The 24,626-nt window shown below is 52.4% G+C and carries 22 protein-coding genes and 2 tRNA genes; 10 read left to right on the forward strand and 14 right to left on the reverse strand.

The window, feature by feature from the left end; all coding sequences use genetic code 11:
- From ISF27_RS12510 to rpmH, 14 genes are all read right to left on the reverse strand, one after another.
- The coding region (locus ISF27_RS12510) for a transposase (RefSeq protein ID WP_235986410.1) at nt 1-219 on the reverse strand (219 nt) is incomplete at its 3' end.
- Between the two features lie 644 nt (nt 220-863).
- Nucleotides 864-937, reverse strand: a tRNA-Arg gene (locus ISF27_RS12515).
- 61 nt (nt 938-998) lie between these two features.
- On the reverse strand, nt 999-1,877 hold the full coding sequence (locus ISF27_RS12520) for a DUF3881 family protein (RefSeq protein WP_194611823.1): 879 nt from the start codon (nt 1,875-1,877) through the stop codon (nt 999-1,001).
- Entirely contained in the window at nt 1,870-2,427 is a 558-nt protein-coding gene (locus ISF27_RS12525) for a DUF4446 family protein (protein WP_194611824.1), read from the reverse strand. The genes ISF27_RS12520 and ISF27_RS12525 overlap by 8 nt, the downstream gene beginning before the upstream one ends.
- Nucleotides 2,428-2,523: 96 nt before the next feature.
- Entirely contained in the window at nt 2,524-3,912 is a 1,389-nt protein-coding gene (locus ISF27_RS13560) for a ParB/RepB/Spo0J family partition protein (RefSeq protein ID WP_328701627.1), read from the reverse strand.
- Nucleotides 3,913-3,926: 14 nt separating this feature from the next.
- A complete protein-coding gene (locus ISF27_RS12535) occupies nt 3,927-4,685 on the reverse strand; it encodes a ParA family protein (protein ID WP_194611826.1) in 759 nt (252 codons plus the stop codon).
- Nucleotides 4,686-5,063: 378 nt separating this feature from the next.
- A complete protein-coding gene (gene rsmG / locus ISF27_RS12540) occupies nt 5,064-5,864 on the reverse strand; it encodes a 16S rRNA (guanine(527)-N(7))-methyltransferase RsmG (protein ID WP_194611827.1) in 801 nt (266 codons plus the stop codon).
- Complete coding sequence (gene mnmG / locus ISF27_RS12545; protein ID WP_194611828.1) at nt 5,864-7,774, reverse strand: tRNA uridine-5-carboxymethylaminomethyl(34) synthesis enzyme MnmG; 1,911 nt, start codon at nt 7,772-7,774, stop codon at nt 5,864-5,866. The genes rsmG and mnmG overlap by 1 nt, the downstream gene beginning before the upstream one ends.
- Before the next feature lie 159 nt (nt 7,775-7,933).
- Nucleotides 7,934-9,313 carry a tRNA uridine-5-carboxymethylaminomethyl(34) synthesis GTPase MnmE gene (gene mnmE, locus ISF27_RS12550; RefSeq protein ID WP_407926093.1) on the reverse strand — a complete coding sequence of 460 codons (1,380 nt, stop codon included), beginning with the start codon at nt 9,311-9,313 and terminating at the stop codon, nt 7,934-7,936.
- Nucleotides 9,314-9,612: 299 nt separating this feature from the next.
- Nucleotides 9,613-11,127 (reverse strand): RNA-binding cell elongation regulator Jag/EloR, encoded by a 1,515-nt coding sequence (gene jag, locus ISF27_RS13565; protein WP_407926094.1) that lies wholly within the window; start codon nt 11,125-11,127, stop codon nt 9,613-9,615.
- 15 nt (nt 11,128-11,142) lie between these two features.
- A complete protein-coding gene (locus ISF27_RS12565; protein WP_407926095.1) occupies nt 11,143-12,399 on the reverse strand; it encodes a YidC/Oxa1 family membrane protein insertase in 1,257 nt (418 codons plus the stop codon).
- A 17-nt stretch (nt 12,400-12,416) separates the two neighbouring features.
- Nucleotides 12,417-12,629, reverse strand: coding sequence for a membrane protein insertion efficiency factor YidD (gene yidD, locus ISF27_RS12570; RefSeq protein WP_194611829.1), 213 nt, complete (start codon nt 12,627-12,629; stop codon nt 12,417-12,419).
- A 16-nt stretch (nt 12,630-12,645) separates the two neighbouring features.
- Nucleotides 12,646-13,005 (reverse strand): ribonuclease P protein component, encoded by a 360-nt coding sequence (rnpA, locus tag ISF27_RS12575; RefSeq protein WP_194611830.1) that lies wholly within the window; start codon nt 13,003-13,005, stop codon nt 12,646-12,648.
- A gap of 63 nt (nt 13,006-13,068) precedes the next feature.
- Nucleotides 13,069-13,203 carry a 50S ribosomal protein L34 gene (rpmH, locus tag ISF27_RS12580; protein WP_194611831.1) on the reverse strand — a complete coding sequence of 45 codons (135 nt, stop codon included), beginning with the start codon at nt 13,201-13,203 and terminating at the stop codon, nt 13,069-13,071.
- A 459-nt stretch (nt 13,204-13,662) separates the two neighbouring features.
- Here rpmH and dnaA point away from each other — a divergent pair, with 459 nt between their 5' ends.
- The 10 genes from dnaA to ISF27_RS12630 all read left to right on the forward strand — a co-directional run bounded on the left by dnaA (nt 13,663) and on the right by ISF27_RS12630 (nt 24,328).
- Nucleotides 13,663-15,039 carry a chromosomal replication initiator protein DnaA gene (dnaA, locus tag ISF27_RS12585; RefSeq protein ID WP_194611832.1) on the forward strand — a complete coding sequence of 459 codons (1,377 nt, stop codon included), beginning with the start codon at nt 13,663-13,665 and terminating at the stop codon, nt 15,037-15,039.
- Nucleotides 15,040-15,192: 153 nt separating this feature from the next.
- Nucleotides 15,193-15,387 (forward strand): hypothetical protein, encoded by a 195-nt coding sequence (locus ISF27_RS12590; RefSeq protein ID WP_194611833.1) that lies wholly within the window; start codon nt 15,193-15,195, stop codon nt 15,385-15,387.
- Complete coding sequence (gene dnaN / locus ISF27_RS12595) at nt 15,384-16,499, forward strand: DNA polymerase III subunit beta (RefSeq protein ID WP_194611834.1); 1,116 nt, start codon at nt 15,384-15,386, stop codon at nt 16,497-16,499. The genes ISF27_RS12590 and dnaN overlap by 4 nt, the downstream gene beginning before the upstream one ends.
- A 111-nt stretch (nt 16,500-16,610) precedes the next feature.
- A complete protein-coding gene (locus tag ISF27_RS12600) occupies nt 16,611-16,829 on the forward strand; it encodes an RNA-binding S4 domain-containing protein (protein ID WP_194611835.1) in 219 nt (72 codons plus the stop codon).
- Nucleotides 16,829-17,935 carry a DNA replication/repair protein RecF gene (gene recF / locus ISF27_RS12605; protein WP_194611836.1) on the forward strand — a complete coding sequence of 369 codons (1,107 nt, stop codon included), beginning with the start codon at nt 16,829-16,831 and terminating at the stop codon, nt 17,933-17,935. The genes ISF27_RS12600 and recF overlap by 1 nt, the downstream gene beginning before the upstream one ends.
- Nucleotides 17,932-19,848 carry a DNA topoisomerase (ATP-hydrolyzing) subunit B gene (gene gyrB / locus ISF27_RS12610; RefSeq protein ID WP_194611837.1) on the forward strand — a complete coding sequence of 639 codons (1,917 nt, stop codon included), beginning with the start codon at nt 17,932-17,934 and terminating at the stop codon, nt 19,846-19,848. The genes recF and gyrB overlap by 4 nt, the downstream gene beginning before the upstream one ends.
- A gap of 71 nt (nt 19,849-19,919) precedes the next feature.
- Nucleotides 19,920-22,514 carry a DNA gyrase subunit A gene (gyrA, locus tag ISF27_RS12615; RefSeq protein WP_194611838.1) on the forward strand — a complete coding sequence of 865 codons (2,595 nt, stop codon included), beginning with the start codon at nt 19,920-19,922 and terminating at the stop codon, nt 22,512-22,514.
- A gap of 150 nt (nt 22,515-22,664) precedes the next feature.
- Nucleotides 22,665-23,507 (forward strand): fumarate hydratase, encoded by an 843-nt coding sequence (locus ISF27_RS12620; RefSeq protein WP_194611839.1) that lies wholly within the window; start codon nt 22,665-22,667, stop codon nt 23,505-23,507.
- Between the two features lie 16 nt (nt 23,508-23,523).
- Nucleotides 23,524-24,075 (forward strand): Fe-S-containing hydro-lyase, encoded by a 552-nt coding sequence (locus ISF27_RS12625; RefSeq protein WP_194611840.1) that lies wholly within the window; start codon nt 23,524-23,526, stop codon nt 24,073-24,075.
- A 165-nt stretch (nt 24,076-24,240) separates the two neighbouring features.
- Nucleotides 24,241-24,328 (forward strand) — tRNA-Ser (locus tag ISF27_RS12630).
- The last annotated feature ends 298 nt before the right edge of the window (nt 24,329-24,626 follow it).

Here is a 24,626-nt window from a genome sequence, read left to right on the forward strand (position 1 = left end):
GAAGAATGGAATATAGCCGCCCTGACGGACTTTGGGAACCATAAGATAAATCGTTCCAAGGCGGGTATCCAGACGTCTGGGACGGTAACCGGAACGATAGCCGGATCTTCCGTCAGCGCGTTCGTTCTTGTCAGCGCTCAACTTCATGGAAACCTCGGCCTCCATCATCTGTTCACAGAGCCATTCCAACATGCTGAGCATAGGATCGGACTGATTCATAAAACTGAATAGTAAAGTGGAAAGATTTGTGTTACTCTGTTTCTGAGCAATCGAGAGTTCTCCTTTGTAGTTGTTTGTTTCGTCGCAAATCATTCTACATGAGCCTCGATGGCTTTTCCATCGCCTATTCAGTTTTTGCGAACATTATTGTACTCTATTCGATCACGATTGTCTTTCGTCTTGTTTTGTTTCTCACCTTGATACCCTCCATGTATTTGTCCCGTTCCGGGCTATCCCGGAGACGACAAAAGCCCCGCAGTGATTTTTGGCACTGCGGGGCTATGTAAGATATCGATATTCTGTTGCCTGATCTAATTCAGGCGTTCGTTATTAGAAATCTAATTTTTCCTGCGGGTCTCATCTAACGCGATTAGAAATCCGCCTGCAGAACATAAGCTGCCTATCTTTATTTTCCGATCCTTTCCGGCGGAATCAATGCATTTTCAACAGAAAAACACAAGTATACACCGGTAATCTGAGAACCTTACGCCATTTTTAGCAGGACGGCTGCTTCAGCCTGATTTTGCCCGTTAGAAAAATGGCCTGTTTTATTAGCAGTCCTCTAATCGAACCCCGAATTAATTAGATGAAATAAAAAAGCATGGGAGAATTTCAAATGAATTCTTCCACGCTTTTACGGGTAATGTCCCTGATGTGATTCGAACACACGACCTTCCGCTTAGGAGGCGGACGCTCTATCCAGCTGAGCTACAGAGACACGGCCCGGAATATTTCCGGCCGAGGTTTATTATACGTTTTATTTCCGAATAAAGCAAGCCTCAGGAGAAATTTGTAATCCCCTGTACCCAGATTCTTCCCTTAAATCGTCTTCCGGGCTCCGGCTCACCAAGCAAGTCCGCGTCGTTAACAACAACCCGGAACGGTATCTCGTTGCAGATAACCTGAATATCCCAAAGATCCTCGCCGGTTATCCTGTTTTTCATCAGCTTTGCGTTATGAATCTCCCCGATCATCTGATACTGGTCGCTCTCAAGTCCGCTGGGCATAAATGTGCTGTCCACAATAGAGTAGACATCTTCCTGGGAGACACGTCGATTCACCTTGTTGTACATCGTAAATTCATCAAGGGTCAGGGATTCGATAGCCTGCTCATCGCCTTCCTGCGCTGCGCGAAGAAGGGAATTCCGCTCCGCCTCGGTAACACGGGCTTTCTCCTTCTGACTTTCTGTCTTGAGCACCGGAAGAAGAATTGTTCCTTCCAGTGCCAGGGCAGACAGGCACACGGAAGTAATGTTGAGATTATTGCCCTCCCGGTCGTAAAGCGCGCGATATTCCAGCGGATTCAGAAGATAAAAGATCAGGGAAATGCCAACGCGATACTCATCAATCATGCCGGCATATGTTTCCTTCTCCGCATGGCGCTGAACCGAACAATATTCCTTAGAGGAAATTACATGGCTTTCCGCATACGGATAGTAATAATCCACCGTGAAATGGTCTCTATCGTCTATTTCTCCATACATAGCCATGCCGACATCTTCAGAGACGATCGTCTTTTTCTCACAGAGCGTCGTCTCCCTGTCCAATTGGACAAAGCGCGTGCTGTCCGCATCCGCGGCAAGTTTTTCCAGAAGTTCCTTCATCTGGACTTCGCTGCTGATCTTCGAGAAACCAATAGAGCTGATATATTTATGCATTTTTCTCCGTTTCTTTTGAAGCTCTCATACGGCTCCGTCCCGGCTTTCCGATATATCCTAAAGCCTGTTCCAGAGCCTGCTGTTCTTCGCTTCCAAGAACCACTTCTGTCTTTCCCTCATCCACAGTCCGGAGATAGATATAGCTGCCTTCCGTGCTATGAACACAGTTGAGAATAAATCCGCTGTTATTCTGATCCAGCATGGCCAGGGCAAAGCTCAGGTTTCCTCCCATGCCTTTGAACGCATTGTACTTGACAATACCGGTTTTCTGGTAGCTTGTCTTCATGTGTTTCATCGACTCTTCAAAAATACCGGCATTGCTCTCCTCCTGACCCTTGAGGTCATCAACCTCATCCACAAGATCCATGAGGATATCCTCCATGGTCTCTGCGTCTTTTCCTCTCATAAAAAGGTCATATCTCCGATATAATTTACGGTACTGCGCGGCACAGATCAGTGTCGTTATTATCATAATTATCGTGAGTGCCAGCAGAACCAGGATAAGAATTCCCGGATCAACGGGAAATGCATTCAGGATACTGTTCTCCATTCTTGTTCTCCGTCCGCTTTTTCTTGAAATATATCAATATTTCAGTCCGGATGATGATTTCGCTTCTTTTCGATCATCACCGGCCATAAATTCCGTTTACTGCCCAGGATCACTGTGAATCGACTGAAGAAGTTCGGTGATTCGCTCCAGTTCTTCCGGAGAATAATATTCGATTTCAATTTTTCCCCGATTTTCATCCTTCCGGCGGATCTGAACCTTTGTTCCCATTACCTGCTTCAGATGATCCGCAAGATCTTGGTAGAAAATAGCGATTTTCTCCTCCTCCGGATTCTTTTCTTCCTCCGCCGGATGTTCTTCTTCCTCAGCCATTTTCTTGACAATTTTTTCGATCTGCCGAACGCTCAAGTCATTGGATACTATTTTTTCCGCAAGATCCCGCTGTTTTTCCTGATCCTTAACAGCAAGGAGCGCTCTTGCATGACCTGCACTCAGATTTCCCTCGGCCAACATTTCCTGAACCTGTTCATCCAGTCGGAGCAGCCGCATACTATTTGCGATAGTGACACGATTCTTAGAAACCCGCTTAGCCAGTTCTTCCTGCTTGAGGCCAAATTCCTGGATCAATTTCTGATACGCCTTAGCTTCTTCTATCGGATTGAGGTCCGAGCGCTGGATATTCTCAATCAGCTGAACCTCCATGGATTCCTGCTTGGAATACTCACCGATGACCACCGGGATTTTCTGAAGACCAACCATTTTTGCGGCGCGGAATCGCCTCTCTCCGGCGATTATCTCATAACGCTCATCCTTTTTTGTGACAAGCAGCGGTTGAAGAATGCCATAATTCTTTATGGATTCTGCCAGCTGCGCAAGCTCCTCCGCGTCAAATTCCTGCCGCGGCTGATCCCCCGAAGCATCGATAAGGGCAACACTGACATAGACCCTTCCATCTTCCGGTTCGCTCTTTTTTGACCGGAATTTTCTTCCTGGTGTCCTGCCTTCTGATGTCCGGCCTTGACTTCTGGAATCAGCCATCCCTGGCTGATTTTCAGCTTCCTCTTCCTGGCTCGTGGACTTAGTCTTTTGCTTTCCGTTTGACAGCTCGAAAGTCTCCTCTGCCGATGCTTCCGGGATATGCTGCGTGGTCTCTTTGTTCGGCTCTACAACTGACTTTTCTGTATGCCCGCCGACAGATGTTTCTTCACTCTCCTGAGTTGATTCCCCTGCACTTCTGAATACTTCCACCGTAGACTCCGCAGCGGTTCTTCCCGGTTTCGCTGCTGTTCCCTCGGCGCTTCTTTCTGCTTCCCCTGCTAATTCCTCAGCGGTTCTGTTCGCTTCCGCTGCTGTTCCCTCAGCGGTTCTGTTCGCTTCCGCTACTGTTCCCTCGGCGGTTCTTTCTGCCTCCGCGCGCCCTGCATCCGAAAGGTTATCCTGAGCTGTCGCCCCTTTGATTTCACTCGCCTCTCCCGATTCCGTAAACAGAGCCCCAAGACCTTTTCCCAGCCTGTTTCTTTTTGACATTCTCTGATCCTCTCTCAGCTTTCCATAACTTCTGCCGCCAGCATCCGATAACTCTCCGCTCCGCTTGAGCGGCTATCATAAAGCGTGATCGGCATTCCATAGCTTGGTGCCTCAGCCAAGCGGACATTTCTCGGAATCTGCGTTTTGTAAATCTTTTCCTTTAAATTTTCACGGACATTTACCACAACTTCAGCGGAGAGATTTGTCCGCGAATCATACATAGTGAAAACGATTCCCTCGATTTTCAAAGAAGGATTCATCTGCTTCTGAACGAGGCTTACCGTCTTTAAAATCTGTGTCAATCCCTCGAGTGCATAATACTCGCATTGAATCGGGATAATCACCGAATCAGCCGCTGTCATAGAATTCAGTGTAAGCAGGCTGATCGAAGGAGGACAATCGATAACAATAAAGTCATATTGTCCAGATACTGGCTCCAGACATTTTTTCAGCTGTTTTTCCTTCTGTTCAACATCAATCAGCTCGATCTCCGCGCCTGCAAGATCCGCGTCTGAGGGCAGGACATCCAGATTCTCAACTGCCTGTTTTTGGACACACTCATCAAAAGTGCAATCCCCCATTATAAGCTCATAGACAGTGTTATCGATATTTCCCTTTTCCAATCCGAACCCGCTTGTCAGATTTCCTTGAGGATCCATATCAATCGCAAGAACTCTCTGGCCGGCTTCCGCCAGACAGGCAGACAAATTGATCGCTGTTGTCGTCTTACCCACGCCACCTTTCTGATTTGCAATAGCTATGATCCTGCCCATAGTCTCCTCCTGACTTATCCTACAAAAGATTTAACCTTAGTATACCATACGCATTTTTTACTAACCAGATAATAATCATCCAAAATTCAACCCGCAATGTTTCACGTGAAACATTGCGGGTTATGCAAAATGCTGATTTTATAGTTCATGCAGGAAAGCCTAACCTTATGTCTGTCCACATGCACAGCAGAAGACTTTATTTGCACTTCCTGTTAAGCACATGATCCAGAATGTTCAAAATTAGAATCAAATCATGCATCAACGATCGCTTACAGAGTACTCTGCGCTTTTCCAATGTTTCACGTGAAACATCAACGAATGGAATTCACTATGACGCCCTGACAGGCTTATTCCTCACTCTCTCTCCCCTTCGCGCCTTCACGCAATTGGCTCTCTCGACGGTGTCCCCGCCTTTCTCGGATATTTTCGCGGGGTATTTTTAACCTTTGCGATCACCGCAAGATTGCGGTTATTCCCGTTGGGAAGCCGAAAGTTTTTGATCTTCCGGACTTTTCCGCCGAGGCGGGGGATAGCCGCGGAAGCATGGACGATCTCATCCTCTGCCTGTTCAGATTTGTAAGCGATGAAAAGCCCGCCAACCTTAACCAGGGGGAGGCAATATTCCGCGAGAACCGACATATTGGCAACCGCCCGGGAGACACAGAGGTCATATTTCTCCCGATAATCCGGATTTCGTCCAATATCCTCCGCACGTCCGTGGATTGCAGTGATGTTCTTTAATTCGAGCTCGCGGATAACCTCATCAAGAAAACGAACCCGCTTGCCAAGGGAATCCATCAGGGTGACCGTAAGTTCCGGAAATGCGATTTTCAGGGGGATCCCGGGAAATCCCGCGCCGGTGCCGAGATCCGCGATCGTAAGGCTCTGGCCAGCAGTGCGTTTTAAAGATTCAGGCCCTCCTGAGATATCCTCCTTCTGACCAGCTGTCTCCTGATTCCGGGAAATCTCCGGCAGGACCATGACCAGGGTCAGGCTGTCCAGAAAATGCTTTGTAATGACATCGCGGGGCTCTGTGATCGCGGTCAGGTTCATGACACGGCTTGTCTCAATGAGCATCTCATAATACCGGTAAAACTGCTCGCTTTTGTCTCCGCGAAGGTCGATCCCGATATGATCTGCCTCACGGACCAGTTCATCAATAAATTCTGTCTTTTCCATTATGGCTCCGTCTTCTGATCAACACGATCAAAGGGATAATGTCTCTGCTCCAAAAAAACCAGGAGAACAGAGATATCTGCGGGGGAAACTCCGGCAATGCGCGATGCCTGGCCAACACTCTCCGGTTTGAACTGATTCAGCTTCTGGGCGGCTTCAATCCGCAGACTGCTGATCTTTGTATAATCGATATCTGATCCAAGCCGGCGGGATTCCATTTTGCGGAATTGAAGGATCTGCCTCTCCTCTCTCCGGATATAGCCCTCATATTTGATATTGATATTGATCTGTTCGATGACCGCAGGTGAGAGCTCCGGACGATCCGGATCAATTTCGGCGATTGCCTCGTAGGAGAGCTCGGGGCGGCGGATCAGGCCGGCAAGGCTCTCGCCTGTTCCGAGCGGCCTGCTCCCGTGCCGGATGAGGAAATCTGAGATCCGAGAATTTGCCCCGACTTTTACCCGGGACAGCCTGTATATTTCCTCGCGGATTTCTTTCTTTTCCTCTTCTACCATCTGATAGTGTTCATCGGAAACCAATCCGATCTCATGTCCGATTGCACAGAGCCGGAGATCTGCATTGTCCTGCCGGAGAAGAAGCCGGTACTCCGCCCGGGAGGTCATCATTCGATATGGTTCGAGATTATCTTTCGTCACCAGGTCATCGATGAGGACGCCAATGTAAGCCTGAGAGCGGTCTAAGATGATCGGTTCCTTCTTCTGAAGCTTTCTGGCGGCATTGACCCCGGCGATAAAGCCCTGGGCTGCTGCTTCCTCATATCCGGAGCTTCCATTAAACTGTCCGCCGGCGAATAGCCCGCTGATCCTCTTAAATTCGAGGGAAAGCTTCAGCTGGTTGGCACTGATGCAGTCATACTCAATCGCGTAGGCATTTCGCACAATCTTCGCGTGTTCCAGTCCCGGAATCGTCCGGTACATCGCATACTGAACATCCTCAGGCATTGAGCTCGACATCCCGTCGATATACATCTCATGGGTATAACTGCCCTCCGGCTCAATAAAGACCTGATGCCTGTTGTGCTCCGGGAATTTCATCACTTTATCCTCGATCGACGGGCAGTATCTCGGCCCGGTCGCCTTGATGACCCCGGAATAGAGTGGAGACCTGCCGATATTTTCCCGGATGATTCGATGGGTCTCCTCATTAGTATAGGTCAGGTAACAATTCACCTGTTCCTTCTGAACGGAAGCCGGGTCAGTGGAAAATGAAAATGGAGTAACCGTGCGATCCCCAGGTTGAGGGGTCATCTTGGAATAATCGATGGTTCTTCCGTCGATTCTGGCCGGGGTTCCAGTCTTGAAACGGCGTGTGACAATTCCATTGGCGTTCAGCGAAGCCGTGAGATGCACTGCCGCCTGGAGGCCATTCGGCCCTGTGGGGTTTGAGCAATCCCCGAAAATGCACCTCGCGCGAAGATAGGTTCCTGTACAGAGCACAGCCGCCCGGCAGTGGTAGACAGCGCCAGAGAATGTCTTCACGCCCTTAAGTTCATGATTTTCTACAATCAGCTCGCTGACTTCTGCCTGGCGGATATGAAGGTTAGGCGTGTTTTCCAGGTTTTCCCGCATCGACTGGCTGTAAGCCCGCTTGTCAGCCTGTGCCCGCAGTGAGTGGACCGCCGGACCCTTGGAAGTATTTAACATCTTTGACTGGATAAATGTTTTGTCGATGTTCTTCCCCATCTCTCCGCCCAGGGCATCCAGCTCCCGGACAAGGTGTCCCTTGGAACTTCCTCCGACGTTGGGGTTGCATGGCATGAGCGCGATGCTGTCTACACTTACAGTAAAAATGATCGTATTGAATCCCATCCGCGCGGCAGCAAGTGCTGCCTCACAACCCGCATGTCCTGCGCCGACAACGGCGATATCATAAGTTTCTTCTACATTTGGCATATTTCCATTCCCGCTTTCTGTCCGGATTTTCCGGGCAAATGCCGGTTAATTCCGCAAAAAAGTGCCGGTGCCCCGTAAATTCTGTCCCGATATCCTGCCCACATCCATGGGAATTATATCCCCATCTATGACATTTCTTCCCCATCTTCTCCAGCCGGCTTATTTCCCCATGCAGAATCTGCTGAAAATTTCATCAGCCAAATCGTCACCCAGGGACTCACCGATGATGCGCCCCAGAGATTCATAGGCGTTCATGAGGTCAATGGTGTAAAAATCTTCCGGTACGCCGTCCCGTATACTCTGCAGCACCATCTCAATGCTGTTTCTCGCCTCGGCCACCGCCTCCCTGTGGCGGACATTGGTGAGAAGAATCTCATCGTCCTCCCCGACAGCGCCGTTGAGGAACATTGTCTCGATTTGATTTTCCAGAGCATGGATACCCTGCTGCTCTCTTGCGGAGATGGGGAGAACCTCCTGCCCGGAGAATTGCTCCGCCTCCGCAGGAGAAATCACCGCCGGGAGGTCAGTTTTATTTAAGAGGACGATGGCCCGGCGTCCGCGAATTAAATTCAGGATTTCCCGGTCATTTTCATCAAACGGACGGGAAGCGTCGAGAATATAGAGGATGAGGTCGGCTTCATCCACAACCCTCCGTGCTCTATCCACACCGATTTGTTCAACAGGATTATCGGTATTGTGGATTCCCGCCGTATCGATGATGTTCAGGCTGATTCCCCGAAGGCGGATCTGCTCTTCGAGTGTATCGCGGGTAGTTCCGGCAATATCCGTAACAATCGCCCGGTCTGAACCCACAAGCACATTCATCAGGGAGGATTTGCCCACATTGGGCTTTCCGAGAATAACTGTGTTGATCCCATCGCGGATGACCCGCCCTTCGGAGAAGGAATCCTCCGCTCTTTTCAGCTCCTGATCCAGGGGGATGAGTGTACTTTTCAGCTTATCCCGGTAACCGTCCAGGGAATAATGTTCCGGATCGTCGATGGCGGACTCCAAAAACGCGGTGTTAAATATTATAGTGTCACGCCATTTTTTCACTTTCTTAGACAATTCTCCGCTGAGCTGGCGGACGGAATTCTTTAACGCCAGGTCATTTTTAGACTCAATAAGATCCATGACCGCTTCCGCCTCGGCGATATCGATCCTCCCCCCGAGAAAGGCTCTCTTGGTAAATTCCCCCGGCTCGGCAAGCCGTGCGCCATGCTTGAGCACAAGTTCAAGGATCCGCCGGGTGACCAGCATCCCTCCATGGCAGCTGATCTCCGCCGTATCCTCCGTGGTGTAGCTGTGAGGTGCACGCATGACCAGAACCAGTACCTCGTCAACGAACTCATCCCCATCCACGATGTGCCCGTAATGGGCTGTATATCCCTTCTGGTCAGAGAGACGGAAATCCTTTTTCGGAGACCGGAAGATCCGGTCTGTCACAGCAAAAGCATCAGGACCGCTCACCCGGATCACACTGATCCCGGCATTGGTCATCGCTGTCGCGATGGCCGCAATCGTCTCATTTCTCAGCATCTCCCGTCTCCTTTCTTTCCCTGGCAGAGCTGTCACCTCCGGGATGCGGCTTTTCTGCTTTGTACAATTCCGGAATACGGCTTTTCCGCTTTCCGGACAAATCTCCGCTTTCCGGACAAATTTCCATAAACGGACCAATTCCCCGCAAACAGATGAACTCCCCGCAAACGGATGAATTCCCCGCAAACGGATAAACTTCCCGCAAACGGGCGAATTCCGTGAACAGACAATTTCCCCGCAAACAGACAAAAATGTCCAAGAGCGGTGGCTGCCGTCCTGAACATTTTTGTCTCATCTCATCATTCTTCCGTATTTTTCGGCTCTACGCTGATGGAGTTGCCGTATTTTTCCGAGTCTTTTCTCCACTTCGGCACCGCCGACGGCTCAGGCTTCCTGACCTCCGAAGCCCGCCTGACCACAGGCATGGTTTCGGAATCCGGGCGGTCATCCGCAAATGTCTCCTGAGAATTCTCCTCATGGTATTCCGCACTTCCGCGGTCATACCGGCGGCCTCCCCTTCTTCCGCCTCTCATGTCGTCACGGCTGCCGTCAGCCCGGCCGCGCCCAAGGTTCCCGCGGTTTCCGGTTCTCTCACCGCCGTCACGGAAACGGAGGCCATCCGCACTGCCGCCGTCCCTGCGCCCGTTTCTTCCACGGCCGCCTCCGGCATTTCTTCCGCGGCGGCTTCTGGACAGGCGCGCTTCGGAAACCGGCGCAAGTTCCTCATCCTTATTTTTTTTCAGGAAAATGATCACGTGACGGTATGGTTCGTCCCCCTCGCTTCTGGTCATCACATACCGGTCACTCTGCAGGGCAGAATGAATAATCCGCCTCTCATAGGGATTCATCGGCTCGAGTGCGACCGGGATATGGGTTTTCTTTACCTTATAGGCAATATTTCTCGCGAGTGTTTCCAGAGTCTCTTTTCTTCTCTCCCGATAATTTTCCGTATCCAGACGCACGCGAATGTATTCGCCGGTGCCACGGTTGATCACAAGGCTCAGAAGGTACTGGAGGGAATCCAGTGTCTGCCCGTGTTTGCCGATCAGGATCCCCATATCATCACCGGACAGGTTGACGCAGATCTCCCGATCCTCCTGGTTAACGGAAGTTTCCACCGTGACATCAAGATTCACTGCCCGGAATACGTCCTGCAGAAATTTCTCCGCTTTCTGGCATACTTCTTCCGGGTTCGCAATCGGGGACGGCTTCTTCTTCGGGGCTGGAACTGCGGAACCGGCAGCATCCACAGCATCCGCGGCGCCTGACATATCTACGGCTGACGCATCGGCAGCGTCCGAAACATCAACAGCCCTCCCCGCAGCAGAAGCACCGGACTTAGCAGTCTCGACTGACACGTCACCAGCGTCTGACGCAGCAGAGGCACCGGCAGTACCGGCAGCGCCTGAAACATCAACAGCCTCCGCTGCAATAGAAACACCGGAAACATCAGCAGCGCCTGGCGCATCGGCTGCCGCCGCTGCAGCGGCAGCTTTCCCATCAGCAGCTTCTGTGCTTCCGGGCTCTCCAATTTCCGGCGCGGCATGGTTCTCCGCATCTTCCTCATGGAATTCTTCCCGGAGCGCTTCCCCCGAAACTGACTCCGGGATCGAAGAAAATTCCTTCATGATATCCTCAGAGCCCTCTTTTCTTCTCGCGCGGATCACGGCCGGCTTTGCGCCGATGCCGAGAAATCCTGTGCTCCCCTTTTCCAGAACCTCATAATCAAGCTTATCGCTTGTCACCTCAAGCTCGATCAGCGCCTTGTTCACCGCCTCATCGACGGTTCTGGCGGTAACGGTAATCACGTCCATACCTCTCCCCCTGTATTATTTCTCGTTGTGCCTCTCATTATACTTTTTGACCATATTGGCCTTCGAGGCGAGGCTTCCCGGCTTGGGATCATCATTATAGTATTCCGTGGAATCCTTGACAATCTTCTTTGTAGCTGCCTGGCGCAGGCTGTGTTCCTGCTCCTCCTTGATCTCGGCATTCTGTTTGTCGCGGATGATTTTCATGCTGCCGTTCGCATTGTCGGAAATCTTTGCGGGCGGAAGTCCCTGCTTGGCGCGCTTCCGGTTCATCTTAGCAACATTCTTCTCGATCAGCTTGTTGACATCGATCTTCTCCATATGCTTATTCACGATGATCTGCTGGATCAGCGTGACAAAGCCCTGCATTACCCAGTAAATGCCGATAGCGCAGGGAAGGGTAAAGCAGAAAAATACGGAAATCAGCGGCATCGTGATGGTCATCTGGTTCATCATCTGCGCACCCGGCTGATCCGGATCCACCGGCTGGCTGCTGCTCATCAGCTTGGTGGAAAGGTACTGCGTAAGCCCGGCAAGGATCGGCAGAAGCCATGCCAAATTGATATGGGTAAATCCCTGCCAGGGCGCGGAAGCCAGGTTGATACCCAGGAAGGTATTCATCTGGGCGATAGTTGACACCGCGCTGTTGACGGTGTCCGTGGAGAAAACAGCCGGAAAAAGCCCTTTCAGCGTATCCCATCCGCCCGCGGTCAGTTTGTAAAGAAAAGCCACAACACTATCCGCGCTGGAGGCATCAAAATTACTGATCTTCACTGTCCCGACCAGGTCACCGATCTTTGACGCGAAATCTGACTGGGCCATCAGCGGCTCCGCAACCGTCTGGAAATATCCGCGGACAGAGGGAACATAGGCAGGAATATCATAGACAACGCGGTACAGGGCAAAGATAATCGGCAGCTGGATGATCAGCGGAAGGCAGCCCGCTGTCGGGCTCGACCCGTACTTTGCATAGACAGCCTTGATTTCCTCCTGCTGGCGCATCATGGACGCCTGATCGGTTTTATTCTTGTATTTTTTCTGAATCGCCTGAATCTCGGGATTCATGAGCGACATCATTTTCGAGGATTCCTGCTGCTTGACGGTCAGCGGGAACAGAATCAGCTTTGTGATAATGGTAAACAGGATGATGCTGATTCCGAGCGAATAGATGCCGAAATGGCTCGTACAGCGGAACAGAAAATCCATCACCTGGCCGAAAAGCATGGCGATCGGCCGCAGAATGGAAAATGAGCTTGCTGCTGCAAAAATGTTCAATGGAATACCTCCTGATGTTACGGAACAGGATCATAACCGCCTCTGGCAAACGGATGGCATCGAAGAATCCGCCTGCACGCAAGAAAACCACCCTTTATGATGCCGTATTTTTTCACCGCTTCCAGCGCGTACTGGGAGCAGGTCGGCGTATATCTGCAGTGAGGTCCGGACAGCGGGGATATGTACAGCTGATATCCCCGAATCAGCAGGATGATGATTTTCTTTCCCATTTCTTGACCTCCAGTATTATCCCTGATCTCCAGGCTTCTGATTCACGGCGATTCTGTGAAGTCCGCACAGGTGCATGAATGCACTCTCAATCTGATGATAATCTGAATCCCTTGCCGCCGCCCTCGCGACAATAATGATGTCTATTCCTTCCTGAATCCGGTCCCGGTTCAGCCGGAACGCTTCCCTGACCAGGCGTACAAGATGATGCCGAGTCACGCTGTTCCCGATCTTTTTGCTCACGGATATGCCGATCCGTGTCTCTCCGAGTTCATTGGGAAGGATATACATGACCAGAAGCCGGTTGGCATAGGACTTTCCCCTCGCATATACTTTCCTGAACTCGCCGTTCTTTCTGATTGAAGGGAATCGTTTCATCAGGTTTTCCCTCCTAAAAAATAAAGGCCGCAAAGATAAGCATTGCGGCCTTTTGTGTCTTCTTCAGACGGTTAATTTTGCTCTTCCCTTGGCTCTTCTCGCCGCAAGAACCTTTCTGCCGCCTGCGGTCTTCATTCTTGCTCTGAAGCCGTGAACCTTGGATCTCTGTCTCTTCTTCGGCTGAAATGTCATTTTCATCAGTAAAACACCTCCTCGTCTGTCGGACTGCCGGCTCCTGCCGGTGTTTCCGCATGAATCTTTCCTATCGGGCAAATGCGCCCGCGATCTTTCGCGGGACGCCGCTGATCAGCGGAATAAACATCTCTACAATTATAGCGACGGCGGATATTTTCGTCAATGTCTAATCGGAAAAATTTGTACCTGTTCAGCCCATGCCGGGAGAAACCCCCACGGCTTTGCTTCGCGGGATGCGGGGATTGAACAGTAATCACCTGCGGGGGAGAATCCTTAGAGGATCATATTCGGGAGGTGAATTTCCGGGATTAGAAGGGTTTTCCACCGGAAAATCAGTTTATCCACATTAAAGTGGATGAATTGTGGATAACTCGGTGATTACCGGTTGAAAATCCGCTCCGGATACGATAAAATAGCCCTTAGCATGGGTAAATGTGCACAGGCATTTACAGGGGAGACGTTATGCAGGACAAGCAGGATAATTTTTCAAGGATTAAGGACAAATGGCAGGAAATCATGCTCCATGTAAAGGAGGATCACGAACTCAGTGATATTTCCTACAACACGTGGCTGACCAAGATCCAGCCTTTCGCGATGGAGAAAAACAAGCTGACCATCGTCGGGCCGGACAGCATGTTCCTTAATTATATAAAGAAAAAATACAGCATTTTCATCCAGATCGGCATTGAGGACATCACGGGTCTGACCTGCGATCTGGAATTTCTTTCCGAGGAGGAAGCGAAGAATCTCAAAAAGACCTCAAAAGCTCCCGGAAAGGAAAAGAGCCTGGATGCCCGGGTCGCGGAGGCGAGGCTGAATCCCCGCTACACGTTTGAGACGTTCGTCGTCGGCAAGAACAACAATTTTGCCCACGCCGCAGCGGTGGCAGTGGCGGAATCGCCGGGAACCATGTACAACCCTCTGTTTATCTACGGAGGCGTTGGTCTCGGGAAAACACACCTCATGCACTCCATCGGCCACTTTATCCTGAAGAATAACTCCGCCGCGAAGGTTCTCTATGTGACCAGTGAGGCATTTACCAACGAGCTGATCGATGCCATCCGGAATAAAAACAACATTTCCACCACGGAATTCCGGGAGAAATACCGGAACAACGATGTGCTCCTGATCGACGATATCCAGTTTATCATCGGCAAGGAAAGCACCCAGGAGGAATTTTTCCACACCTTCAACGCCCTCTATGAGGCAAAAAAGCAGATCGTCATCTCCTCCGATAAACCGCCGAAGGAATTTGAGACGCTGGAGGAACGACTGAGATCACGGTTTGAGCAGGGGCTCACCGTGGATATCACGCTGCCGGACTATGAGACCAGGATGGCCATTCTCCGGAAAAAGGAGGAGCTTGAGGGCATCAACATTGATAATGAGGTGATCAAATATATCGCGACAAACGTGAAATCCAATATCCGGGAGCTCGAGGGCGCGCTGACCAAGGTAGTCGCCCTGGGCAGGCTGAGCAACCAGGAGATCACGCTGGAGCTCGCCGAGGAAGTGCTGAAGGATCTGATTTCTCCGAACGAAAAGAAGATCGTCACCCCGGAACTGATCGTCCAGGTCGTTGCCGAGCACTGCAACGTATCCCCGGAGGATATCATTTCCCAGAAGAGATCACGCGAAATCACCGTGCCGCGGCAGATCTGCATGTACCTCTGCCGGAAGCTGACCAACACGCCGCTCAAAGCCATCGGGGATTATCTCGGCGGCCGCGACCACTCCACGATCATGCACGGCGAGGAAAAAATCTCCTCCGATATCGAGAAGGATGAGACGCTGAGAAATACGATTGATGTCCTGATCAAAAAAATTAACACACAGTAACCGGTTATCCACACTTTATGCACATTATCCACAGAAAAAAGCCGGATTTTTTCGCGATCCCCCGTTATTCACACGCCCTGTGTGAAATCCCGGTGGATTCCGGCGGACGGGATGTGTATAAATTTGAGCCGGAAATTTTCGCCTTGAGGCCCTGTGGAAAACCGCCATCCCCGCTGGGAGTTTTCCGGGCGGTTATCCACAGGTTTTCGGGAGAAGAAAATGAATATTTATGCGGCCTTCCGGCCATTTCCACAAATTCACAGCCCCTACGGCTTTGACGGCGGAAATTCTTTTCTTCTTTCTCTCCTCCCGCTCCCCATCGCGACCGAAAGGAGTTTTCAACATTGAAGCTGATCTTTAAGCAGGAAAATCTTCTCGCCGCCATCAACACCGTGGCAAAAGCGGTACCTGTCCGCACGACCATGAGTATTCTGCAGTGCATTTTAATTGACGCCTCCGGTTCGGACATTCACCTGACCGGAAACAATACCGACCTGGGTATTGAGACCGTGGCGGACGGCGAGATTGTCGAACACGGAAGAATCTGCCTGGAAGCCAAGCTATTTTCCGAGATTATCCGTAAGCTTTCCGGCGGAGAAGACATCGTCATTACTTCCGACGAAAAGCTGGTCACCGTCATTCAGAGCGGGCCTTCAAAATTCCGTATCCAGGGGCGGGACGCCGAGGAATATACCTATGTTCCCCATATTGAGCGCGATCTCTATGTCGCGATCTCCGAGTTCCGCCTGAAAGAGATCATCCGCCAGACAATTTTTGCGCTGTCGCCAAATGATTCCAATCCGCTGATGACCGGCGAATACCTGACGGTTCATGAAAATCAGCTGATGCTCTGCGCCCTCGACGGCCACCGGATCGCTCTCCGGAAAGTGGCACTGCGCGATTCCTACAAAGATATTTCCGCCATTCTTCCGGGAAAAAGCCTTCAGGAAATTTCCCGCATCCTGGGGGATGACGCCGAGTCGGAGGTGCTGATCTTTTTCGATGAGAACCACGCGATGTTCGAATTTAACCGGACGGTAGTGGTCACCCGGCTGATCGACGGGGAATATTTTAATGTTGCCCAGATGCTTCCCCATGATTATCAGACCAGGGTGAAGGTCAACCGCCAGATGTTCCTGAATGAGATTGACAAAGCGACAATCCTGATTCATGAGAGCGACAAAAAGCCTGTTGTATTTAAGATTTCTGACGGCGAGATGCAGATCCGCCTCAATTCTACTTACGGGCAGATGAATACGGAGATCGGCATCGAGAAAAACGGCGATGACCTGACCATCGGCTTTAATCCAACCTTTTTCATCGACGCGCTGCGGAATATCGATGATGAGGAGGTCACGATCTATCTCTTAAACTCCAAGTCCCCCTGTTTTCTCCGGGATGACGCGGACAGTTATATTTACCTGATCCTGCCGGTGAACTTCGGGCCGGAGGATTATTGACGGATCTGATCAATATGACAATTTATTATCAAAGCGTTTCAAAATGAAATGTTCCCATTTCAAACGGAGACACCAAAGCGTTCCTTTGGTTTTCAGAAAGGACAGGCGGCGATGACGATTGTGAAGCTTCGCGAGGGAGAAGATTTCATCCGGCTCGGCCAGGCACTCAAGGCGGCAGGTTTTGTGGAGTCCGGCGTCGAGGCGAAGTTTGCTGTTCAGGACGGCCGGGTGACGGTAAACGGGGAGACGGACCTGCGCCGGGGGAGAAAGCTTTACGCCGGTGATGAGGCGGTGCTGGACGGGAAACAGGCGTTGAAGATCGAAAAGTAATGATCATAGAATCGTTGGATTTTAAGGATTTCCGGAATTATGCATCCCTGCATCTGGATTTTGATCCGGGAACCAATGTCTTTTTTGGCGATAACGCCCAGGGAAAGACAAATATCCTGGAGGGCATCTGCCTCTGCGCGACTTCAAGATCCCACAGGGGAAGCCGGGACCGGGAGATGATCCGCTTCGGCGCGGAGGAGGCTCATCTGCGCATGATGATCCGGAAGGGCGGTGTGCCCGGCCGGATCGACATGCATCTCCGGAAGGGAAAATCCCGGGGGATCGCGGTGAACGGCGTCCCGATCCGGAAGATCAGTGAGCTGTTCGGCCTCGTGAATGTGGTGGTCTTCTCCCCGGAAGATCTGGGCATCGTCAAAAACGGGCCGGCCGACCGGCGGCGCTTTGTGAACATGGAGCTCTGCCAGCTGGATCCGGTCTACGTCCACAGCCTGATTCAGTACAACCGGGTTCTCCAGCAGAGAAACCAGCTGCTGAAGGAAATTTCCTTCAGCCCGGAGCTTCTGGATACGCTGGATGCCTGGGACAGCCAGCTGGTCCGGTTCGGCAGCGCCATCATCCGGAGCCGCCGGGAATTTGTCCGTGAGCTCAACGGAATCCTCGGGGACATCCACGCGGGGCTGACCGGCGGTCGGGAAAACCTTGTGCTCAGCTATGAGCCGGACACGGAGGAGGATGAATTCGCCGGCTGCCTTGTCCGGAACCTTGAGGAGGAGAAACGGCAGCGGACGACGCTCTCCGGCCCGCATCGGGATGATATCGGATTCTCCGTCGACGGGATCAATCTCCGGAGGTTCGGCTCCCAGGGCCAGCAGCGGACCGCGGCCCTTTCCCTTAAGCTCGCGGAGATTGAAATCGTCCGCCGGAAGACGAAAGACAGTCCGATTCTTCTCCTGGATGATGTGCTCTCAGAGCTCGACGCGGGCCGGCAGGAAAATCTCCTGGGAATTCTCCGGGGAACGCAGACATTGATTACCTGCACCGGGCTTGATGATTTTATCAGCCATGCTTTTCATATCGACAGAATGTTCAGGGTAGCGGCGGGAACAGCTGTCCTGGCGGGAAAAAAGGAGGAACCTGACAGATGAGTTCGGAATATAACGCGGATCAAATTCAGATCCTGGAAGGTCTCGAAGCTGTGCGGAGGCGTCCCGGCATGTATATCGGCAGCACGTCCTCGAAAGGTCTGCACCACCTTGTCTATGAGATCGTGGATAATTCCGTCGATGAGGCGCTGGCAGGTTTCTGCACCGAGATTCACGTGACCATCAACCCGGACAATTCCATTACTGTCATCGATAACGGGCGCGGGATCCCGGTGGATATCCAGAAAAAGGCAGGTCTCCCGGCCCTGGAGGTTGTTTTCACGATCCTGCATGCCGGGGGTAAATTCGGCGGTGGCGGATATAAGGTTTCCGGCGGCCTCCACGGTGTTGGCGCTTCGGTCGTCAACGCCCTGTCCGAGTGGCTCGAGGTGGAGATCCGCAGGGAGGGAAAATGCTACCAGCAGCGGTATGAGCGGGGCAAGACCATGTATCCGGTTCGCGAGATCGGCACCTGTGGTCCGGATGAGCATGGGACAAAGGTGACATTTAAGCCGGATCCGGAAATTTTCCAGGAGACGACGGTCTATGATTTCGATGTTCTGAAGACCCGCCTCCGGGAGACGGCCTTCCTCACGAAGAACCTCAAGATCGTCCTTCATGATGACCGGGAGGAGAAGAAGGAGGCCATTTTCCACTACGAGGGCGGTATCCGCGAATTTGTCCAGTATCTGAACCGGAGCGTGCAGCCCCTCTATGAGCCCATCATCTACTGTGAGGGGATCAAGGACAAGGTGATGGTCGAGGTTGCGCTCCAGCACAATGATTCCTATTCCGAGAATATTTACACCTTTGTCAATAACATCAATACCCCGGAGGGCGGTACGCATCTCTCCGGCTTCAAGAGCGCGCTGACCAAGGTGTTCAACGATTACGCCCGCCAGAGCAAGCTGATCAAGGAAAATGATCCGCCGCTGACCGGAGAGGATATCCGCGAGGGGATGACGGCGATCGTCAGCATCAAGATCGAGGATCCGCAGTTTGAGGGCCAGACCAAGGCGAAGCTCGGCAGCAGCGTGGCGAAGTCGGCGGTGGAATCCATCGTCACGGAGCAGCTGACCTACTTCCTGGAGCAGAATCCGGATGTCGCGAAGATCATCTGCGACAAGTCGATCCTCTCGAGCCGCGCCAGGGAAGCCGCAAGGAAGGCCAGGGAAATGACCCGGCGGAAGTCTGCCCTTGACGGTATGTCGCTCCCGGGAAAGCTCGCGGACTGCACGGACAAGGATCCGAAGAACTGCGAGATTTACCTGGTCGAGGGAGATTCCGCCGGCGGTTCCGCGAAGGATGCCAGGGATAAGAAAACCCAGGCGATCCTCCCGCTCCGAGGAAAGATCCTGAATGTCGAGAAGGCAAGGCTTGACCACGTGTATGAAAATGCCGAGATCCGCGCCATGATCACCGCGTTCGGCACGGGGATTCATGACGACTTTGACATTTCCAAGCTCCGCTATGACAAGATCATTATCATGACCGATGCGGATGTGGACGGCGCCCATATCGCGACGCTGCTGTTGACATTTATCTACCGCTTCATGCCGGATCTCATCCGGGAGGGCCATGTGTATCTTGCCCAGCCGCCGCTGTACAAGGTGGAGAAGAACAAGAAAATCTGGTACGCCTACAGCGATGATGAGCTGAATAAGATTCTCACGGAGATCGGACGCGACAATAACAACAAGATCCAGCGGTATAAGGGCCTCGGCGAGATGGATGCCGAGCAGCTCTGGGAGACCACGATGGATCCGGAACGGCGGATCCTGCTCCGGGTGCAGATGGATGTCGAGGATATTTCCGAGATTGACCTGACCTTCGCCACCCTGATGGGCGACCAGGTTGAGCCCAGGCGGGAATTTATTGAACAGAACGCGAAATACGTGCAGAATCTGGATATCTGACCGATGCCGCCTTTCCCGGGGCCGGGAGAGGCGGTTGAGGATGCTGTGCAAATACGTTAGTGGAGGACATCATGGAGCCTAATAAAACCGATAAAGTGCAGGAAGTTGACCTGAAAAAGACCATGGAAACTTCCTACATCGATTACGCCATGAGTGTAATTGCATCCAGGGCGCTGCCGGACGTCAGGGACGGCCTGAAGCCGGTGCAGAGACGCGTCCTGTACTCAATGATCGAGCTGAACAACGGGCCGGATAAGCCTCACAGAAAATCTGCGCGTATCGTCGGCGATACCATGGGAAAATATCACCCGCACGGGGACAGTTCGATCTACGGTGCCCTGGTCTATATGGCGCAGAAGTGGAACGAGCGCTATCCGTTGGTGGACGGCCACGGGAACTTCGGTTCCGTCGACGGCGATGGCGCGGCTGCCATGCGTTATACGGAAGCCAGGCTGTCCAGAATTTCCATGGAGCTTCTCGCCGATATCGGCAAGGACACTGTGGATTTCATGCCGAACTTTGATGATACGGAGAAGGAGCCGACGGTTCTTCCCGCCCGTTTTCCGAATCTCCTGGTCAACGGTGCGACCGGTATTGCCGTTGGCATGGCGACAAATATCCCGCCGCACAATCTCCGCGAGGTCATTGACGCGATCGTGAAGATCATCGACAACCGGGTGGAGGAAATGCGGGATACCACCATTGATGAGGTGATGCAGATTGTCAAGGGGCCGGATTTCCCGACCGGTGCCACGATTATCGGCCGGAGGGGGATCGAGGAGGCTTACCGCACGGGACGCGGCAAGCTCAGGGTCCGGGCAGAGTATTCCATGGAGACGCTGCCGAATGGAAAAACCCGTATCCTCATCACGGAACTTCCCTATCTGGTCAACAAGGCGCGCCTGATTGAGAAGATCGCTTCCCTGGTCAAGGAGAAAAGAATCGATGGCATCACGCTCCTTCATGACGAGTCGAACCGCGAGGGCATGCGGATCCATATCGAGCTGCGCCGTGATGTCAATGCCAACGTGGTGCTGAACCAGCTGCTCCGCCATACCCAGATGCAGGATACCTACGGGGTGATCATGCTGGCCCTTGTGGATAATCAGCCGCGGGTACTGAATCTGCTTCAGATGCTCGAATTCTATCTTCAGCACCAGGAGGATGTGGTTACCCGCCGTACGCAATATGACCTCAACAAGGCGCAGGAACGCGCGCATATCCTGGAAGGCCTCCTGAAGGCGCTGGATGTGATCGATGAGGTGATCCGGATCATCCGATCTTCGGAAAATGTCGCCGCCGCGAAGGCGGAGCTGATGTCAGCCTTTGGATTCAGCGATGTCCAGGCGCAGGCGATTGTGGACATGCGTCTCCGCACGCTGACCGGCTTGGAGCGCGACAAGCTTCTGGCTGAATATCAGGAATTGGAGAAAAAAATTACAGAACTCAAGGCAATACTCGGGGATAAAAACCTTCTTCTTGGGGTGATCCGGAAGGAGATTCTTGAGGTGCGCGATAAGTACGGCGATGACCGCCGCACACGCATCGGTGCCGATGTGACGGATATCGAGGATGAGGATATGATTCCGGACGACGATGTGGTCATCACGATGACGCATCTCGGCTACATCAAGAGAACGACCTCGGATAATTTCAAGAGCCAGAACCGGGGCGGCAAGGGAATCCGCGGCATGTCCACCATCGACGGCGATTATATTGATGACCTGCTGATGACGACGAACCTGCATAATCTGATGTTCTTTACCAACCTCGGCAAGGTGTATAAGATCAAAGCCTATGAGATTCCCGAGGCAGGACGTACCGCCCGCGGCACCGCGGTGATCAACCTGATCCCGCTCTCCAAGGGAGAGAAGGTGACCGCGATCGTCTCCGCCGAGCAGCTGACAGACGAGAAGTATCTCTTCATGGCGACCCGCCTCGGCATGGTCAAGAGAACGCCGGTGAGCGAGTATGAGAACGTGCGCAAGAATGGTCTCCAGGCTATTGTCCTCAGGGAAAATGATGAACTGATCGAGGTGAAGGCGACCAATGACCAGCAGGATATTCTCATGGCGACAAAGAACGGCATGTGTATCCGCTTCCATGAGGCGGACGTCCGCGTGACCGGCCGCGTTTCCATGGGAGTGATCGGCATGCGGCTGAATCCGGACGATGAAGTGGTCGGTATGCAGATTTCCTCCCAGGGCGACAGCATCCTGGTCGTGTCTGAGTATGGCTACGGGAAGAGAACCATGCTGAATGAGTTCAAAGCACAGAACCGCGGCGGCAAGGGTGTACTCTGCTATCGCATCGTGGAGAAGACCGGCTGCCTGATCGGCATGAAGCTGGTCGACGACAGCCGTGAGATCATGCTGATCACGAATGAGGGCGTGATTATCCAGATGCCGGTCAGCGAGATCTCCGTCATCGGGCGGAACACTTCCGGCGTACGGCTGATGAATGTGGATACATCCTCCGGTGTTGTGGTTGCCGGGATCGCCAAGGTCCGTGAGAGCGGCAACGATTCCTCTCTTGAAGATATGGCTGTCGATGCGGACGGCGGTGAAAATAACGGTTCGGATGACATTTCGGACGATGAGGAGGAAAATGGGGACTTGTCGGACTCCGATGATGGGGACGGCGGGGATGACTTCGACAAGAATTAAACAGGAACTGTCCAGCATGTGCCGTGGAAGACCCGATAAACGGCAGCTTGCTTTCAGGGCGCATCAGGTATGCCTGCTGCGCCCTTTCTTCGAGAATATGGCATGCGGATGGAAGGAGTCTATCCTTCTGACGGAGGGAAAGGAAACGCTATGAGAGAAATTGCGGTTTCAGAGATCACGAGGAATATCCGGGAAATGTGCATCGAGGCGAATCATTTTCTCGGCCGGGATGTGAAGAACGCTTTGGACGACGGGGAGAAAAAGGAAGAGTCTCCCCTCGGAAAGCAGATCCTCGGGACGCTGGAGGAAAATCTCGGGATTGCCGGCAGGGACATGATCCCCATTTGCCAGGATACCGGCATGGCGGTGATTTTTCTGAACATCGGCCAGGATGTGCATTTTACCGGAGGAGATCTCTATGATGCGGTCAACGAGGGTGTTCGCGAGGGGTATCGGGATGGGTATCTCCGCAAGTCGGTGGTAGGGGATCCGATTATCCGGATGAATACGCGGGATAATACGCCCGCGGTGATCCATTGTGAGATTGTTCCCGGTGACCAGGTGGAGATCACCGTCGCGCCGAAGGGCTTTGGCAGTGAGAACACCAGCCGGATCTTTATGCTGAAACCGGCAGATGGACTGGATGGCGTCCGGAAAGCGATCCTGGCCGCGGTGAGGGACGCCGGCCCGAATGCCTGCCCGCCGATGATTGTCGGCGTAGGCATCGGCGGCGATTTCGAGAAATGCGCCGAAATGGCGAAACATGCGCTGACGCGGGATCTCGACGAGGAGCCGGAGGTCAGCTGGGTAAGGGATTTGAAGCGGGAAATGCTGGAAAAGATCAATCAGCTCGGCATCGGCCCCGCCGGACTTGGCGGCAGGGTGACCTGCCTCGGCATCAATATTGAGACCTATCCGACACATATCGCAGGCCTCCCGCTGGCAGTCAATATCTGCTGCCATGTGAACCGTCATACCAGGAGGACAATCTGAGAGGAGGGTTGTTTTTATGGATATCAAGATCAAGGCACCTCTGGACAAGGAGACAGTCCGCGGGCTTCATGCCGGGGATTTTGTGCGCATTACGGGAACGATCTATACCGCCAGGGATGCCGCACACAAGAGAATGGCCGAGGCCATCGCCAGGGGGCAGGAACTTCCCTTTGCGCTTAAGGGAAACATCATCTATTATCTCGGTCCCACGCCGGCGAGGGAGGGCCGGGTGATCGGCTCCGCCGGACCGACAACAGCAACCCGCATGGATAAGTATACGCCTGACCTTCTTGACCGCGGACTTGCGGGAATGATCGGGAAGGGAATGCGGAGCGAGGAAGTCCGTGAGGCGATTGTCCGGAACGGCGCGGTCTATTTCGCGGCGATCGGCGGCGCCGGGGCACTTCTTTCCCGCTGTATCAAATCCCAGGAGATTATCGCATACGCGGATCTGGGGACAGAGGCTGTCCGCAGGCTTCAGGTAGAAAACTTCCCAGCGATCGTTGTGATCGATGCTGAGGGAAATAATCTCTATGAGACGGCGGTAAGCCAGTACAGGGAGATCTGAACATGCGCACGGCGCTACCAGAGCCCGGGATTCCGGGCGGTTACTTCCGCTGTCAAGAAAATTTTCCTTCGGAATTTTCTTGACATGCGGGCGATGATTTAATATAATTATTGTGCTTTGGCAGTGGTGCCTTTGCATCAGTTGAATAGAAATTATTCTTACTGCGGAGAAATACTCAAGAGGCCGAAGAGGCGCCCCTGCTAAGGGTGTAGGTCGGGAAACCGGCGCGCGGGTTCAAATCCCGCTTTCTCCGTTCTTTTTTTCCTGGTTTTTCTGGATGATCCGTCTGACGATGAGAGATTCCAAAAAGAAAGTGAAAAAAAGTGGTTGACATACCCTGACAGGTATGATAACCTATATGAGCTGTCGCGAGAGCGACAGATAAAATTTCAAAAAGCTGTTGACAAGCGGGCAAGAAAGTAGTAACCTATAAAAGTTACAGCTCAAACGTAACAGCGACGGACATTGAAAACTGAACAGTATATAGAACCCTGAAAATTCCAAGAACAGCAGGCGATAAGGTAGAGCCTGCGGCCTTCATCGGAAGGCCA

Source organism: Clostridium vitabionis, from assembly GCF_015351765.1.
Taxonomy (GTDB): domain Bacteria; phylum Bacillota; class Clostridia; order Lachnospirales; family Lachnospiraceae; genus Clostridium_R; species Clostridium_R vitabionis.